The 17721-nt window shown below is 46.4% G+C and carries 13 protein-coding genes; 7 read left to right on the forward strand and 6 right to left on the reverse strand.

The window, feature by feature from the left end:
• Positions 1-3 precede the first annotated feature (3 nt).
• Both LS482_RS16545 and LS482_RS16550 read right to left on the reverse strand, forming a co-directional pair.
• Positions 4-3339 carry a VCBS repeat-containing protein gene (locus LS482_RS16545; RefSeq protein ID WP_233028622.1) on the reverse strand — a complete coding sequence of 1112 codons (3336 nt, stop codon included), beginning with the start codon at positions 3337-3339 and terminating at the stop codon, positions 4-6.
• A gap of 51 nt (positions 3340-3390) precedes the next feature.
• On the reverse strand, positions 3391-4515 hold the full coding sequence (locus LS482_RS16550; RefSeq protein WP_233028623.1) for a transporter family protein: 1125 nt from the start codon (positions 4513-4515) through the stop codon (positions 3391-3393).
• 137 nt (positions 4516-4652) lie between these two features.
• On the opposite strand from LS482_RS16550, the gene LS482_RS16555 reads away from it, so the two are divergent.
• Together LS482_RS16555 and LS482_RS16560 are read left to right on the forward strand one after the other, a co-directional pair.
• Entirely contained in the window at positions 4653-5963 is a 1311-nt protein-coding gene (locus LS482_RS16555) for a sensor histidine kinase (RefSeq protein WP_233028624.1), read from the forward strand.
• Positions 5938-6651, forward strand: a complete 714-nt coding sequence (locus LS482_RS16560) for a response regulator transcription factor (protein ID WP_233028625.1) — start codon at positions 5938-5940, stop codon at positions 6649-6651. The genes LS482_RS16555 and LS482_RS16560 overlap by 26 nt, the downstream gene beginning before the upstream one ends.
• Before the next feature lie 32 nt (positions 6652-6683).
• On the opposite strand, the gene LS482_RS16565 is transcribed toward LS482_RS16560, so the two are convergent.
• Complete coding sequence (locus LS482_RS16565; RefSeq protein ID WP_233028626.1) at positions 6684-7961, reverse strand: D-alanyl-D-alanine carboxypeptidase/D-alanyl-D-alanine-endopeptidase; 1278 nt, start codon at positions 7959-7961, stop codon at positions 6684-6686.
• On the opposite strand from LS482_RS16565, the gene LS482_RS16570 reads away from it, so the two are divergent.
• Positions 7960-8163, forward strand: coding sequence for a hypothetical protein (locus LS482_RS16570; protein ID WP_233028627.1), 204 nt, complete (start codon positions 7960-7962; stop codon positions 8161-8163). The two genes, LS482_RS16565 and LS482_RS16570, sit on opposite strands and share 2 nt — an antisense overlap.
• Positions 8164-8295: 132 nt before the next feature.
• Entirely contained in the window at positions 8296-9423 is a 1128-nt protein-coding gene (locus LS482_RS16575) for a TlpA family protein disulfide reductase (protein ID WP_233028628.1), read from the forward strand.
• A 66-nt stretch (positions 9424-9489) separates the two neighbouring features.
• On the opposite strand, the gene LS482_RS16580 is transcribed toward LS482_RS16575, so the two are convergent.
• Together LS482_RS16580 and LS482_RS16585 are read right to left on the reverse strand one after the other, a co-directional pair.
• On the reverse strand, positions 9490-10593 hold the full coding sequence (locus LS482_RS16580; RefSeq protein ID WP_233028629.1) for an OmpA family protein: 1104 nt from the start codon (positions 10591-10593) through the stop codon (positions 9490-9492).
• A 294-nt stretch (positions 10594-10887) separates the two neighbouring features.
• Positions 10888-11874 carry a bile acid:sodium symporter family protein gene (locus LS482_RS16585; protein WP_233028630.1) on the reverse strand — a complete coding sequence of 329 codons (987 nt, stop codon included), beginning with the start codon at positions 11872-11874 and terminating at the stop codon, positions 10888-10890.
• Between the two features lie 308 nt (positions 11875-12182).
• Between LS482_RS16585 and LS482_RS16590 the strand changes: the two genes are divergently transcribed.
• Together LS482_RS16590 and LS482_RS16595 are read left to right on the forward strand one after the other, a co-directional pair.
• The gene (locus tag LS482_RS16590) at positions 12183-12356 is read left to right on the forward strand and encodes a hypothetical protein (protein ID WP_233028631.1); all 174 of its coding nucleotides are present in this window, start codon (positions 12183-12185) and stop codon (positions 12354-12356) included.
• Between the two features lie 137 nt (positions 12357-12493).
• A complete protein-coding gene (locus LS482_RS16595; protein WP_233028632.1) occupies positions 12494-13432 on the forward strand; it encodes a calcium/sodium antiporter in 939 nt (312 codons plus the stop codon).
• Between the two features lie 403 nt (positions 13433-13835).
• Here LS482_RS16595 and LS482_RS16600 read toward each other — a convergent pair whose 3' ends face one another.
• Entirely contained in the window at positions 13836-14867 is a 1032-nt protein-coding gene (locus tag LS482_RS16600; RefSeq protein ID WP_233028633.1) for a glutamine synthetase beta-grasp domain-containing protein, read from the reverse strand.
• A 533-nt stretch (positions 14868-15400) separates the two neighbouring features.
• Here LS482_RS16600 and LS482_RS16605 point away from each other — a divergent pair.
• A complete protein-coding gene (locus LS482_RS16605) occupies positions 15401-17587 on the forward strand; it encodes a glutamine synthetase III family protein (RefSeq protein ID WP_233028634.1) in 2187 nt (728 codons plus the stop codon).
• The last annotated feature ends 134 nt before the right edge of the window (positions 17588-17721 follow it).

The following is a 17721-nucleotide window of genomic DNA, read 5'->3' on the forward strand; positions in this document are numbered from 1 at the left end:
TTTTTATTTCCCTTTTTTGAATAGCAGCGGGGTACTGTTGTTCCTGGCAACAAAGTAATAGGTATCCCCGTTTTTACTGATGACCGGGTGTATGTATTTTACCTCCCCGGAGACAAAGAAACCGGAAGTATCGTAATCTACCCAGTTAAAACCGCCCTGTCCGTCATTGGACAGTACTGCACCGTAGTTGGCATCCAGGCGGGAAAATTGCGGTTTAAAGTGATAATTGTTTCCGCCCATAATAAGGTCTGTAGTACCGTTGCCGTTTATATCGGTAGTGGTAATGCTGCACATACAGGAAAACTGTACTTCGCGGGGGAGTTCGGATATTGAAAAATCATTGTTCCCGTTATTCAGGGCCACGACACTTTTTGCCGTAACGGCGGTTTTCTGTATGGATTTTTTTAAAACATTCTCCGGGAAGAGTTCGTCTATGGACTTTGTGGCATAGTCGGAAAATTTCAGGTTTTGTTTTTTGAGGAACGACATCTGGGCAGTGATCTCCTTTTTCAGGGCTACGGGTACGTCCTTGCCGTTAATGGTGCGGGTAACTACCTGTTCGATGGTTCCGTTGTTGTCAAAATCATTCACGAACATTTTCATCGGCGTTTCCGCGGAGGTTTTGTAAGGCGTGTTCCCGCCCTGGTTGCCCAGTACGAGGTCCTGTTTTCCGTCGTTGTTGAGGTCGGCCACTTCCAGGGTATTCCACCATCCGGTAAGCTCGTCCAGGGATGTGGCGATGCGCTGTAACCTTTTCCCCGAGTTTTTCAGTACTGTGGGGGCCATCCAGTCACCTGCCACGACGAGATCTTTTTTACCGTCGCCGTCCATATCGGCCCAGCGGGCATCGGTGATCATTCCTACTTCTTTCAGGTCGAATGCCCTGCTCTCGGTGATATCTTTAAAGTTGCCTTTCCCGTCGTTTTCCAGCAGCAGGTGGTCCGGAGTTATGCCATAGATACCGGGAACGCTCCGGCTGCCAATAAAAACATCCGTATCGCCGTCATCATCAAAATCGTGGGCTGCGATCACGGAAGTATTATGCCGTGTTGAAGGGACTTCGCCTGGGGCCTTTGTGAAGTTTCCTTTTCCGTCATTGATGTAAAGCCGGTTCTTATAATTTTTGGGTCCGGTAACCTCGTTTCCGCCCGAACCTGTCAACAGATCGGGATAACCGTCCCCGTTACAGTCAAAAAAAGCGGCTGCGGTGTCTTCGAAACGGCTGTCCTGTTCCAGGGCAGGCTGTGTGGTTTTTACAAAGTTGCCATTGCTTTTTTGAAGGTATATGCTGCCGGACTGGTCTTTGGCGCCCCCTGTAAAAATATCTTCATTACCGTCCCCGTCAATATCGGCAACGGCGATGGCCGGACCTTCCCTGGACAGCATTTTCGATATGAGACCTTCATAGTCGAAATCGATATAGGTGGGTTCGCGGTGGGCTTCCATCTCCACCGGGACTTCGGTGAGCAGGGTTTTCTCTGTCTCCCTTTTTTTGCGGATGAAACTACCGGTGGCATCCTGTTGTTTTAAGACGAGTGCTTCGTTCGGCTTTATGTCCTGCAGTACCTGCGTCCTTTTGTCCGGCCAGATTACGCGGAGCGAGTCAATCCGTTTTGTTCCCAGGCCAATGGTCATCACGTAGTCTATTGAAGACTGGAACCCTCTGCTGGGGATCAGTTCCTGCCGGATGATCTCGTTACCACTGTATATTTCGACGACACTTCCTATACCGAAGGTATTGGGCTTTTCCCCTTCGAGTTTGATTTTCAGATAAGCGTTTTCCGTAAATGTATCCGCATTGTTTTTAAAGACAAAAAGTTCCTGGTTCACATTATTGATAACGAGATCAAGATCACCGTCATTATCCAGGTCGGCATAGGCAGCGCCATTGGAAAAGCTGGGAATGTCAAAGCCCCAGTCGGTTGTAGCGTCTGTAAAAGTGAGGTCTTTATTGTTGCGGAAAGCATAATTGGGCACGGGAGTGCTGGGCATCCTGTTGATAAGGGTGTCGATCACTTCCTTTTTGCCTGTAGCGACCATGTTGCGGATAAAATCGTTGGCAAAGAAATCGATAAAATCCTGGTCGGTGAGGTCGTGGTTAATACCGTTACACACATAGATGTCCTTATGCCCGTCATTGTCCATATCAAAAAGGAGTGCTCCCCAGCTCCAGTCGGTTTTGGACACTCCGCTGAAATGTGCGATTTCGGAAAACTTCTGCTGCCCCGTGTTCAACTGAAGCGTATTCTGCATGTATTGATGATAAAAGTCCCGGTTTAGCATAAGGTTGTAAAGGTCGTAACGGTTGAACGAGGTGGTGGTCTTTAGTCTTTCGTCGTCTTCGGGGAGCATATCGGTAACAAAAATATCGGGCCGGCCGTTGTTGTTAATATCGGCCATATCGGCTCCCATGGAGGAGAAACTGAGATGTGAGGCCCTGTTTTTTATGTCTTCCGTGAAAGTCCCGTTATCGTTGTTAATATACATGTAGTCCCGTTCGTAGAAGTCGTTGGAAACATAAATATCGGGAAGGAGGTCGCCATTGATATCTCCTATGGTAACCCCCAGCCCGAACCCGATGAGGCTGCCATAGATGCCCGCTTCTTCGCTAACGTCGGTAAAAGTGCCATTGTCATTGCGCATAAGCTTGTCCCCGCCGCCTTTAAACATGTCCGGAACATTCCAGTCCCCGGCCCTCAGATCCCTTTTATTGGAATACCCCAGGCTGTTTACCGGGATAAAGCTGTTGTTAAGGATATATACGTCGAGATCGCCGTCGCCGTCGTAATCGAAGAATGCGGCGTGTGTGGTAAACCCGCTGTCGGCCAGGTTGTATTCTTTTGCCTTTTCCGCAAAGGTGCCGTCGCCGTTATTGATAAAAAGCTCGTTTTCCTGGTCGTCACCTTCTACGGAACCTGCATTACAGACATAAATGTCGAGTAGGCCGTCACTGTTGATGTCTACCATAACCACGCCGGTGGACCATGCCTTGGTTCCCCCGACACCTGCCTTACTGGTGATATCTTCAAACCGCATGCTTCCCAGGTTTTTGTAGAGTTTGTTTTCTCCCATGTTAGCAGTGAGATAGACATCCGGGAGACTGTCGTTGTCGATATCACCTATGGCTACGCCACCTCCGTTGTAGAAGTTCCGGTACTTGAAAATATTGAAATCTTTCCTGTTCTTTACCTCGTTGACAAACCGGATGCCCGTTTCTTCGGCAGGAAGCAGGGTAAACAGGGTAGGGGAATCTTCTTTTGTGTTTTCCGCGTTTTTTGTTTTGCGGTCACAGGCTATGGCCAGAAGGGTGAAAGATAATATGACGGTTTTTCGAAACATTGTTTTGGTGGTATTTTACCGGGTAAGGTAATAAAAATGACGGATATTAATTTACCATATTTCCGGTGTTTTTGTCTTGTTTTTTGCCGGGAACCTGTATGTTATTCCGAAGTTGATGAGGTAATCGGCAAAAGCGGCATCGCCGTTCCTGGGTTCGCCGGTACGTTGCTCGGTTTCCCTGTCGGTGACACTTTGCGGACGATTTCTTCTTACCGCAACAGGAACATTGAGATTCATGGCAATATTGTTTTTCATATAACTGATACCGGGATCAACAGACAGCACATTCCCCGGTCTGCGAAAACCTTCACTGCCGCCCACGAGGTCTTCCACAGGCACCCCTTCGAACCTTGCCCCGAGTGAAATCCCGGTGGCGGGGGACAGGGTGTAGCTCACTCCGGCCCTCAGGGCGAACTGATCGGGTACGGACATGATGGCTTCGTTCTCCAGTATGGGACTCAGTGTTTCACGGAAGGTACGTACTCTGTTGGTTTCCCTGGGATTTATCAGGTAGAATCCGCCTCCGTAAGTATGGAATCGGTCCCACAGTTTCTGATAATACTGGAAGTCCAGCGCTATTCCGAAACCACCGTCACCGGGTTGAATGGACTGGTCTACAGGGCGTACCTGGGGCTGGTTGTTTTCACCCGCATTATAGAAAATGTCCGAAGCATTGTAATTTCCGGTAGGCAATTTAATTCCGAGGCCGACAGCAATATTTCCGTTTATATGCTCCTGTGGGTCGAAAAGCCAGTACCCGCCGCCAATACGGATATCGGCAAAACCGCGGGAAAAGGTGGTATGACGTTCGTCCCTTCCGTGTTCGTAAAGCGATGACCGGGTATTGATCACCACCGGTACGGTAAGGATGGCAAACAAACGGTCGCTGATGCCGTAGGTCGCCGTAAAATCCCACGCATGGGCATGGTTGATCACCTCCGTATTATTGGTAACCCTGTCCGGTTCTTCATGGGTTCCGCGGAAGTGGCGGAACGATTTGAAATAGCGATAGTTCATTCCTATTTGCCAGTCGCCCTCGCCAAGCAGGTTAGATTCCAGATGGTTTCCGCTGCATGAAGAAAAATGCCGGATAGCAACGCATCCCTGGGCGTAAAGCCCGTTTATGCAGCAATACAGCAGGAAGAAATAGCTTCCCGCAGCAAGTATGGTTTTCATGTGTGTTTAAGGTTTTTAAAGAATTAGCTGGTATGGCTAAACTACTGTTTTGTATATTGTATGGCTGAAAACAAGAAGTAAAAAAGATTAATAAAAGGTTAACGGTGTTAATAAGAAAACAATAGATCACCCCTGATGTGAGTGCAAAAAAGATTTATATCATTATGTTCGTGGTCTCCGTTGTCGGACTGGGCGTGGTGCAATATCAATACCTCCGTATAGGACTGAGCCTGGCCAGGGTACAGTTCAATGAGAAAATAGGACGGGCGATACAGGAGGTGAAAAACGACCTGGACCGTGAAAATGAGCTGACCTTCCTCATGGGGAAGGCCCTTACGAACGACGATACCTATTTTACACTGAGCCTGGACAGTCTCAGGGATGCAGCGAGCCATTATTACAGGGATTTTTTAAAGGATCGCTTGCTCGTACAGGGGATCAAGACCGATTTTACCTACGTCATCTATTCCAGAGATTCCCTGCTGTCCCTTCATTCGCCGGGCTATGTGGAAAACGGGGGAGACCGACTCAGGTACCCTGTTGAGTTGACAGGATATCTTCCCGAACTCACGGGAAAGCGGATGGTAACGGAATTGCAGTTCCGGGATATCAATTCGTATTTTCTTTCCCAGCTCAATGGCCTTACCATTCCGGGACTGATCTTTATAATAGCCATAGTTGTGGTAATCGTCTGGGTATTGAAGTCGCTCTACAGGCAGCACAGTATCATTACCACGACCAACGATTTTATCAATAACCTGACCCACGAACTGAAAACGCCTGTGTTTTCCATTGGCCTGGCTACAAAAATGCTCCTGGGAAAAGAAAAGGAGACGGAAAATATCCGTTTTCTGAATATCATAAAACAACAGAACGAGAGGTTGAAGGAGCACATAGACAAAGTATTGCAACTGGCCACCCTGGAAAAGAAAAAGAAATATATAAAACCGGAAGAAACCGATCTCTACCCGCACCTGCAAAAGTTTGCAGAAGACTTCAAGGAAATGACTGCGATGGAAGGTGTGGACTTCAGTTACAAACTGCACGGCGACCGCTATCCGGTCCGGGCGGAGGTTCCGCATTTGCTGAATGCCGTGGGGAACCTGCTCGACAATGCCAAAAAGTACGGTAAAAAAGATCCTGTGGTTTTTCTGGAGGTTTATACGGAAGCAGAAAAACTATATATTTCTGTGGAGGATAATGGCATGGGAATTTCGGAAAAGGACAGGAAAAAGATGTTTGAAAAATTTTTCCGGGGGACAACGGGAGATATTCATCGGGTAGAAGGTTACGGGCTGGGACTCAATTACGTAAAACGGGTGGTCCGGAGCCATAAAGGCAAAATACGGGTGGATTCCGAAGAAGGAAAAGGAAGTTGTATAACTATTGTGATCCCCTTGTTAAAAAGCGATAAAACAACACATGAAAAGAGACGAAAGCACAAATAATCCGGCAAACATTTTACTCGTGGAGGACGATGCTTCCCTGGGGTACCTGCTTACCGAATACCTGCAAATGAAAGATTTGCATGTAGTATGGACCAAAAACGGGAAAGAAGGGCTGGCGCAGGTGGAAAAATATCCGTTTGACCTGTGTATCATAGATGTGATGATGCCCGAAATGGATGGCTTTACCCTTGCCGGGCATATTCAGCGGAATCACCCGGAAACCCCGTTCCTGTTTCTCACGGCCAGATCACTGAAGATCGATGTGCTCAAGGGTTTTGCACTCGGGGCGGTGGACTATCTCAAGAAACCGATCGATGAAGAGGAACTGGTGGTGCGTATCAAAAACCTGTTGTCACGGATCGGGAAAACGGAAGAAATACCGCAAAAAAAGGACAAATATCTGCTGGGGAGATATACTTTTTTCCCGGAAAAACTCCAGCTCGTTTACGATGGTGAAGTGACACATCTCACCTCAAGGGAAAACGAACTGCTGACCTACCTGCTGAACCACCGGAACAAGTTGTGCAGGCACAAGGACATCCTTACCCTGTTGTGGGGCAGGAACGATTATTTTAACCGCAAGAGCCTGAACGTGTTTATTTCCAGGTTGCGAAAATACCTTTCCAGGGACCCTTCCGTCCAGATCGACAATATACACAACCAGGGCTTTCTGTTAAGAACAGAGTAGAATCCCCGTCCCTCATGTACGGAAACTCTCTGCTAATAATTATCCCGGATATGCCGGAACAGGGCCTCCATATGTTTTTTAACCTCCCCGGTAGGATGCATATAATGATTGTTCATATAGCTGAATATTAGCGTTTTTCCGGATTTGGTCAGAATATACCCGCTGAGGTTGTGGTTGTTGCTAAGGGTCCCCGATTTTGCATAGATATAAGGAATGCCGTTTTTGCTTTTGTAAGTGTTTTTCAGCGTTCCGGATTGCCCCCCGGCGGGAAAAAGGGTAAACAGGCGTTCACGGGGCAATTCCCGGTATAATCTGTTGAGAATATACACCATGGATGCCGGAGTAAAAAGGTTGTAGCGGGACAGGCCGGAACCATCCACCCATCGGGGTTTCTGCGGAATATCGGGGAGGTAGCTGTCCAGGATGTGCTCTACGGCATTACGGCTGTTCAGGCTGTCCGAAACTGCTGCTCCCGACATAAGCAATAACTGCTCGGCCAGGAAGTTGTCACTTACGTGCATCATTCTCCGGTACACGCTGTCGGAAACCATCCCGTAAAGGGTTTTTTGATTCCGGGGCAGGGGAGTATGGGTCGGGAAAACGTCTTTTTTCAGGGTGTCGCACAGCAATTCCCTTACCAGTTCCGGACTTGTTACGAACGGGATTTCCAGTGTATCCCCGAGGTTTTTAGGAAGGTAAAACATATTCTCTGTAAGCGCTCGCGGACGTTGTAGATGTTTTCCGGGCCGAACGGCCTCATAAAAGTGTTCCGGTATAATTTCCGTCCTTCCGTTTTCTTTACAGGCCGTGAGCACATTTCCGTATACGGGAAAGGCACTCCGTTCCGGCGAATAATAATAGGCGTAATCTCCCCACGACCAGCCCGGGCCGAACTTGTCGTCATAAAAATTATCTGCGTACAGCGCTATGGGCTTTTCCTGTTCCGAAAGAAAATCAAACGCCGCTTTTTCTTTGAAATAGGGATGGAGGAAGGCGGGATTGCCGGTACCTTCTATAAATAAGGTATCTGCGGTGGCTGCATAACGGAGGGCCGGAAGGGTGTCGGGGAGAAGGTGAAGCGCGGTATACAGCGTAAATATCTTGGTGTTGGATGCCGGGGTGAAGTATTTTTCAGACTGGTAATTGTATAGGGTTTTGTCCGTTTCCGGGTCGTAAAGTGCAAACCCTACGAATTGACGGTCGTAGAAAGCGGTATCAAAGTATTTTTTTATGCGGATCTTTTTTGTGCTGCCACAGGCGGAAAGCAGGAGGACAAAAAGAATAAAAGCCGAAAAAAGTTTTTTGTACATGGCTGAAACGTTTAGGGTTAGTGGGGGAAGTATCCCGGATTTCCACCGGAAAGTTATACAATTTTTTTGTTTTATCCGCACCGGCCGGAACATCCTGACAGACGGGATGGCCATATCGGAAATAATGATATCGCCCGTATCCGGGGAGAAGATACGACGGTACCGCGGGGAACGATATACCGTATCAGGACCTGTGATGTAACCCGTATAACGGTAAAACAAGGCGGATTAAAACGTTAAAGAGTTAATAATTTGAAATATAAATCCTTCCTGATATTCTATATTTGTGTCATGGCACGGGTTTTGTGCCGCGATATGCATTTGCACAACAGTTATGAGACAAAAGACAGGGTATATTTTTATATGTTTTTTTATCTGCCTGGGCAGTTTTGCTTTCGGACAGGTAAAGGTAAGCGAGTTTATACAGGCCTCCCGCCTTTCGGAGCCCGGAGATGACAAACTGGTTTTTATCGACTTCTGGGCTACGTGGTGTAAACCCTGTATACATGTCAGCAAGTATGTGGAAACCCTTCAGGAACAATTCTCCGGGGATTTTTATGCGGTTTCGCTAACAAAGGAGTCCAGGGATGTAGTCACCCGTTTTTTGCCCAAACATCCTTCCAGGCTGGCGGTTGCCATAGATATGGAGGGGGAAACTTTTCTCAAACACGGCATCACCACTTTGCCCTACGGCGTACTTTATAATACGAAAGGTGATGTGGTATGGAAAGGACATCCGGCCGATCTTACGGAAAACAGGCTAAGATCGCTCATAAGGCGTAACAGAAATAAGGGCAGGAAGGGTTTTTCCAATATCGTCCGTGTTGTGGAAACCGGAGGCGGAGAATATGCTTCCCTGGAGACGTACCGTCCGGAAAGGCCGGTGGAAGTTTTTATCAACAGGTCGAAAACCTCGGAAAACCTGTTGTATGAAAACGGGAAATACACCCATTTTGCCGGAAAACTGGACGACCTGGTCGCTTTGCTCGGTCGTGTTTCGGCGGTGCAGGTAGATGTCCGGGAAAACGACAACCGTTTTGTGGAAGTTTACGCCCTGAACGACATATGGAGAAACGGCCCGGAAAGAATACTGGGGGAAGTGTATACGGCAACGGGGCTTAATGCCCACACACTGAACAAGGAAGGGGAAGTATACAGGTTAACGGTAAAAGATCCCTCCAGACTATGGGATGCCGAACAACTGGACTGGGGGCGCGATTCTCCCAAATTCCTGGTGGACGATATGCAGATACAGGCAGACAACGTCACTTTTCCGGAATTGCTGGCCCGCCTTGGCAGCCTGTTGGGCGCTCCGGTGGTCAGTTCCTATAAAGACAACACTCCCCGCGACTGGAAATTGCAACACCGTTTTTTTGACCTTATGAAAAACCAGCTGTACGATACCTATGGTATAGAAATCACCAAAGATACGGCGGTGTATACGATGGTGATCCTGCGTTAAAGGATACAAAAAAACCACCTTGGAAAAAATAAGGTGGTTCTTTGTTTTGTATGGTTTATAGTTTTCTTATTGATTCCCCAGTATACGGAATTCGGTTCTTCGGTTTCGCTGGTGTTCTGCTTCAGAGCATTCTACACCATTTGAACAACGGTTAACAAGACGGGTTTCACCATATCCCTTGGCAAGAAGCCTGCTCCTGGAAATCCCTTTGGCAACCAGGTAATTTACTACAGACTCTGCCCGTTGCTGGGAAAGTGCCATGTTGTAATCGTCATTACCCCTGGAGTCGGTGTGCGACATCAACTCTATGCTTACGTTCTTTTCCCGGAGGATGGGCAGCAGGGTGTCGTCTATCACTTGTTTCGATTTCGGAGTGAGCCGTGCACTGTTGTATTCGTAGAATATCGGTAAGATAGTGGGGTTGAGCAATTCACAGTCAATTTCTTCCCATGTGGTGATACCTCCTTTTTTCTTGAGGACGGTCCTTGTTACCGTAGTGTATTCCGCAGGTACGGTCACCTCTTTTGTGGTAGCCGGAGTTTCAACTACCTGTCTGGTTATGGTAGCGTATTCGGCAGGTATTTCCACCTCTTCCATTCTCGCCGGTTCCTTGATCACCTCCTTGGTGTAGGTGGTATTTTCTTCGGAAACGGGGATGTTATTGGTTCCCGCATCCTGTACGAGTGTGGTTATGGCCACATCCTGGCTTTGCGCAGGATATTCCACAAAGCAGGCCGTAATACAATCTTCCTTATTGGATGAAGGACAGTCTTCGAGCGTTTGGTATTCCCAGCCCGAGGTCTGGGGGTACACTTCAAAAGTCTTGGTGTCATCACCAAAAGAAGCGGGTACCACTTCCAGGTCTGTTCTTCCTTCCTTTTTTACATAAGGAACTTCAGTGGTTTCATATACTGCAGGGACGTAAACCAGTTTTTTACTGGCCTCTTTTACCAGCACGCGTTCTTCCACGGTTTTATATGTAGCGGGAACTACCTCGAGTTTGGTGTACGCGGGATGTACCTCTACGGTTTCTTCCACTTCTTCAAACTCATCTTTGGTAATACATTTCACATAGCATTTACCTGGGTCCGGGTTGTCGGGCAATCCCTGTGCGGCCACACCGAATGTTGCTGCAAAAAAACCAGATAACAGGAGGAAATTTGTTCTCATATTTAATTGTTTTATGATTTAATGACCGTTTGATATTCGCTTTTCGCCAAATATACTTGTTAAAATTAACATATTTTTTTGAGTATTACAAATGTCGATTTATATCGATAATGTGAATTATTTTATCGATAAAGTACGCAATATAGTGGTTTTTATTGTATTTCGGGCATATGTGATGAGATATTATACGTGTTAAATATTGAAAAATTAACCGGAAAATAATGGAATATTAATGTGAAAAAAGATGACAAGCGGTGTGCCTGCGTTGATCAGCCCCGTAAAAAGCCGATCGTGCTATGCCTGTTTTCCGTCCGGTTTTCGGGTTTTGAGGGAAAAACGGGAAGCTATAATACTCACCAGCAATATCTGCAATCCGTGATAGAGCATCAGGGGGAGGAGAATAATCCCTGCCGTGCTCAGTTTTGAGAAAAGTACTTTAGCCATCACCGTACCGTGCACAAGGGATTTCTTGGAACCGCAAAACAATGCCGTGATACGGTCTTCCCTATTAAAATGCAACCGTTTTGAGATGAGGTAAATACAGCCGTAAACCGTAAAAAAGAGCAACAGGACAATAAGTATGAGCAAGGCGATGTCTCCCCATTGTATCTGCCGGAATATCCCGGAGTAGAATGAACCTGCAAAACTTTTGTAAACGATGAGCAGGATAATGGTTTTGTCAAACAAACCGAGTTGCCTGCTGTACCTGGTTGCTGTTTTTCCTCCCAGTGGTTGTAGCAGGATACCCAGTATAACGGGCAGAATAACTTCGAAAGCGAGTTGTGTATAGATATGCGTAAAATCGGGGTCCGGTATATTTTTCCCGAGGAACGGAGTTACCCAGAGCGGGGTGATCAGGATACCTATCATACCGGAAAGACTGGCATTGAATATAGCTGCCGGGATATTGCCTCCTGCCATGGATACCATAACTACGGACGAGGATACGGTAGAGGGCAGAGTTGCCAGAAAGAACAGGGCAAGCCACAGGGTGCGCTGCTCCATATTTTGCATAAGCGGGTAAAACGGTAGTATGAGAAGGGGGAACAGTATAAAAGTGGAAAGCTGTACCACCAGGTGCAGCCTCCAGTTGTTCAGTCCCTTTTTGATCTTGTCCGGGCTCAGTTTTAGACCGTAGAAAAAAAAGATAAGGGATATACCAACACTGCTTATGGTTTTTATGGGAAAACCACTTCCCTCTATAGCCGGTTCGGGGAAGAGATAAGCTATGAGTATGCTGACCAGAAGTGCCAGGACAAAAGAGGCTGTCTTAAATCGCATGTATTTTCTGTTTCTGAACGGCAAAGTTAAAGAAAGAAAGTTGGTTTGCCGTTTTTTTGACCTGCATGGGAGAGATGCAATCACGGTGTTTTTTCAGATAAGGTCCGGGATGTCTTCCAATAAATGAAAATGTACTTTTAAAATTATTTGCAGGTATATAGGGATGTAATAATATTTTTTATATATTTGTTTCAGATAACATAGTATGGCATGCTGTTTTACGTTTGGAGGATTGCCGTTTTGTGTTACGGAGATTTATAAATGTTTGGTCAATACTATTCATCAAGTGAATATTAAACTCCGGATAAATGGTTGTCGTTGGGAAACAAATGACATCCGATCAGGAGTTAAGATCGATGCGGGGCGGGGTAGTCCTGCAATCCGGGGCAATCGAAGGGAAGGTGTTTTTTACATCTTCCCTTTTTAATGATGATAAAACCGAAGCTCCGCAACTTCTGGTCCCGCTTCCGTTTCATATTTAGTTCTTACATCTTATCGCCTTAAGTCGTATATCACATACCTGATTATGGCTTTGATCCCGGTTTTCCTGTCTGTGTATATTTTCTGTTTCGTGTCGGCCATAAAAAATCCTATCTTCGCAGGATCAAGAAAAACACTTATGAACCTGTTGTTTATCGCTATAGGATTGGTCCTGCTTATTGCCGGAGGAGACTGGTTGCTACGGTCTGCCGTCGGATTGTCGTTACGTCTCAACATTCCGCGTATGGTAATCGGGATGACAGTGGTGTCCTTTGCCACTTCCGCCCCCGAACTTATAGTTAGTGTGAAGTCGGCAATAGGTGGCTTTTCCGATATTGCCCTGGGCAATGTTGTGGGATCGAATATAGCCAACCTGGGACTGGTGCTCGGGGTTACGGTCACCTTGTCCGCCATTACGGTAAAACGCGGTTTTTATAAGGTTGACTGGCCCATTATGATGTTAGCTTCAATACTGCTCTATGTTTTTATTGTACCGGACGGGATATTGCAGCGCTGGGAAGGTGGAGTATTGTTTGCCATGCTGGTGTTGTTCCTGATTTTTATGTTCCGGAACAAGAAGGGGGAAGAGGAGCCTGAGGAACTGGCAGAAATAGCACAGAAAATGCCCGGATACGGCCGTATATCCCTGTTTCTGGTTATAGGCGGCGCGGCCCTCTGGGGAGGATCGGAATTACTGATACGGGGTGCTGTGGGAATGGCAGAGTATTATGGCGTGAGCGAAAGGGTCATTGCAGTTACCGTGGTTTCTGTAGGGACCAGCATTCCCGAACTTGCTGCCTCAATAATGGCCGTGATCCGGAAAGAGAAAGCAATTTCACTGGGGAACCTTATCGGCTCCAACATCTTCAATATCCTGGCTGTATTGGGTATTACAGCCATGATCACCCCGGTGCAGGCCAAAGATGGAAGGTTGATAAGCAATGATCTGTACTGGATGCTCGGTATTGCTTTTGTGGTTTTGCCGTTGGTCTTCCTGCCGAAAAAAATGCGGCTGGGGCGATTGGAAGGCATAATACTTCTCCTGCTGTATGCATCCTTTGTTTACCTGACACTATAATGTATACTTGCTTCCGGGAGCATTGCGTTACCGCTTGTCGAAACGTGGAATGATTTTGGATTTCAGATATGAGATGTTATGATCTATGATTATAAGATGCAGCAATTAAATCGTTAGGCGTTACGGGAAGTTATTCGGGTATTGCTTTACCGGGATTTCGGATATGCTGAAAATCCTTATGGCTTTTAAGGTCCTCTGGTAACAGTGAAAGGAATCCGTAACCTGCGACATTAAAATTGGGTATGGTCCATGATTTTTCAGAAAGGAAATTACGAAATGTAAATAGTATCAGGAAAGGATGATGGATGTATAAACAAATAAAAAACGCCGGCTAACAGAAATACAAAGTTACCGGCGTTTTTAATTATACACAAAAAACAGAATTATTTACCGTTACCGTATCTTAAACGGCAACAGCTTTGTCTACTTCAACTGATTTTACCGTTTTAATGATCCTGGCCGCAATTTTATAAGGGTCACCGTTAGATGAAGGCCTGCGGTCTTCCAGCCATCCTTTCCAGCCGCGTTCTACAGTTGCGATCGGAATACGTATGGAAGCGCCGCGGTCGGAAACTCCGTAGCTGAAATCGGTAATGGAGGCGGTTTCGTGTTTTCCGGTGAGTCGCTGGTCGTTATCGGCACCGTAAACATCGATGTGTTCTTTTACCACGGGACGGAATGCCTCGCAAACGCTTTCATAAACGGCTTTGTCGCCGCAGCTTCGCAGTGTGGAATTAGAGAAGTTGGCATGCATACCGCTTCCGTTCCAGTCGAGGTTTCCAAGAGGTTTGGGGTGCCAGTTTACGGCAATACCATATTTTTCGCAAATTCTTTCGAGGAAATAGCGGGCTGCCCAGATCTGGTCACCGGCTTCGGCCGCACCTTTGGCGAATATCTGGAATTCCCATTGTCCGGCAGCAACTTCGGCGTTGATACCCTCTACATTGAGTCCTGCTTCCAGGCATACGTCCAGGTGTTCTTCCACGATCTCCCTTCCGTACGCATTGTTTGCTCCTACGGAACAATAGTATTGTCCCTGAGGGGCCGGGTATCCGTTGGCAGGGAAGCCAAGGGGTTTATTTGTTTCGGGGTTCCAGAGGAAGTATTCCTGTTCGAAACCAAACCAGAAGTCATTGTCATCGTCATCAATAGTAGCCCTTCCGTTGGAAACATGCGGCGTTCCGTCCGGATTCAACACTTCACACATCACCAGGTAAGCATTATTGCGCTGGGGGTCGGGGCAGATAAAAACAGGTTTGAGCAGGCAGTCTGAAGAATTTCCCTCAGCCTGCTCCGTAGAAGAACCGTCAAAAGACCATATTTCACAATCTTCCAGTTTCCCGGAAAAATCACTCACAATTTTTGTCTTGCTCCTCAAGCTCTGCGTCGGTACATAACCATCTAACCAAATGTACTCAAGTTTAGCTCTACTCATATCATTTCATAATTTAAATTGAACACTAAATATGTCGGTATAATCGGCGTAAAATTAATATTTTTTTAAATACCTCATAAATTTAAGGGGTTATAATGTTATTTTACAGTTAATTTTTAATTATACCCTATTTTAAACAAGGGTGTTTTAAAAATAATTTATTTTAACCCCCTTGTTTTTGATTTATGTCTAAACTAATTTGCTGTTTAAACCAAAAAAACCTGCCATACTAAAGTGGGGGGTAAAATATAACGGATTGCTATTTTTTTGTTCAAACCCTTATTTTCGAAGAGGGATGTTCAGGAAAACTGTTTTTTTATTGAGGTATTTTCATATATTTGGTGCGGACGGGAGATGAGGGTATTATTCGTATCTTCATTAATTTGACGTTGAGATGATGATATAATGATGAAGCGGACAAAAGTACGGACCCGATACGATAAATATCCCCTTCCCCGGGTTTTGCCGGCATAAGGCATGATTGTTAAGAAGCACAGAGAAACCACAAAAAACAATAAAATCACAAATACAATATGGCAACAATCAGATTTAGAGCTATACAGGAAACATTCAACAGGGTTTCGGTCCCGATACAGGAGACTGTGAAGCGTTCGGAGTTGTTCGGATCTAATGTATTCAATGAGACGGCAATGCGGCAGTTCATGACAAAGGAAGCTTTTACCAGTGTGATGAACGCCATAGAATTCGGAGAAAAAATAAACCGTAAAATAGCCAACCAGGTGGCGGCAGGAATGAAAGACTGGGCCATTTCAAAAGGGGCGACGCATTATACCCACTGGTTTCAGCCTTTAACAGGTTCTACCGCCGAAAAACACGACGCCTTTTTTGAAACTATCGGTGGCGGAATGGCCATGGAAAAATTCGACGGAAGCCAGCTGGTGCAACAGGAGCCTGATGCTTCGAGCTTTCCCAACGGTGGTATCCGGAATACTTTTGAAGCCCGTGGTTATACGGCATGGGACCCGACTTCCCCGGCATTTATTTATGCAGGGACGCTTTGTATTCCTACGGTCTTTGTCGCTTATACGGGAGAAGCCCTGGATAATAAAGCGCCGTTGCTCAGGGCTTTACAGGCTGTAGATAATGCGGCTACCGAAGTAGCCAGATATTTTGATAAGAACGTAACCAAAGTTACCGCTACGCTTGGATGGGAACAGGAGTATTTCCTGATAGACAAGGCACTGGCCTATACCCGGCCCGATCTTGTCCTGGCCGGAAGGATGCTTTTAGGACATTCTGCAGCTAAGGGACAACAACTGGACGACCACTATTTCGGGTCCATTCCCAACAGGGTAGTGAATTTTATGCGCGACCTTGAGATAGAGTGCATGAAACTGGGAATTCCGGTAAAAACACGCCATAACGAAGTAGCACCTAACCAGTTCGAACTGGCGCCGATTTTTGAAGAAGCCAGTATGGCCGTAGATCATAATTCCTTGTTGATGGATGTTATGGATAAAACCGCAGACCGGCATAACTTCAAGGTACTGTTTCACGAAAAACCCTTTGCGGGAATTAACGGCTCCGGAAAACACAACAACTGGTCGCTGGCCACCAATACCGGCGTAAACCTGTTGAGTCCCGGGTCAACTCCCATGAAAAACCTCCAGTTCCTCACCTTCTTTATCAATACCATAAAAGCGGTAAACGAATACGAAGAACTTATCCGCGCATCGGTGGCCTCGGCGACTAACGATCACAGGCTGGGGGCCAATGAGGCACCGCCCGCCATTATTTCAGTATTCATCGGCGAACAACTCACCAGGGTGCTCGACGAACTGGAAGATGTATCCACAGGAAAGCTGTCGCCTAAAGAAAAAACCGACCTTAAACTGAACGTAGTCGGAAAAATACCTGAAATATTACTGGATAATACCGACCGTAACAGGACCTCACCGTTCGCATTTACCGGGAACAAGTTCGAGCTCCGCGCCGTAGGGTCCAAAGCAAATTGCGGCAAACCGATGACCGTACTCAATTCCATCGTCGCCAAACAACTCACCGAGTTCAAGAAAGAGGTTGATACCCTTATCGCCAAGAAGAAACTGAAAAAAGACGAAGCCATATTCAATGTGTTGAGAGAATACATCAAGGCTTCCCGAAGAATACGTTTTGAAGGGGATGGCTATAGCGCCGCCTGGGAAAAAGAAGCTGCCCGTCGCGGTCTGAGTAACAACAAGACCACTCCGGTTGCCCTGAAGGCGATGATCTCTAAAAAAGCCATTTCCCTGTTTGAGGAAATGAAGGTGATGAGTAAGGTGGAAGTGAAGGCAAGGTATGAAATCGAAGTCGAAGAATACACCATGAAAGTGCAGATCGAGGGCCGTGTGCTCGGCGATATAGCACGCAACCATGTTATTCCCACTTCTATCAGGTACCAGAACATTCTTATCGACAATGTAAAAGGACTTAAAGACGTGTTCGGTACGGATTTCAAAAAAGTGGCTTCGGAACAGCTGGACCTTATCGAAGAGATCTCCGAGCATATTGCCGAGATCAATTCCAAGGTTACGGCAATGATCGAGGAAAGGAAAAAGGCCAATGTCATTACCAATCCCGAACTCAAGGCGGAAGCTTACTGCGAAAAAGTGAAACCGTATTTCGACGAAATCCGTTATCACTGCGACAAGCTGGAGCTGCTTGTTGATGATGAACTATGGACACTCACCAAATACAGGGAATTGTTATTTACAAAATAATGTAAATCCTGAACTTTGCTTAACGGGGAGATTTTGCATCAGCAGGATCTCCCCGTTTTTATTATCAGGTTAAAGGTTGAAATCCCGTAATTTCATTCGAGTTATTTTAGATTGGTATAAATTTTAGCCGCAAA

This window comes from Sinomicrobium kalidii (genome assembly GCF_021183825.1).
GTDB classification, from domain to species: domain Bacteria; phylum Bacteroidota; class Bacteroidia; order Flavobacteriales; family Flavobacteriaceae; genus Sinomicrobium; species Sinomicrobium kalidii.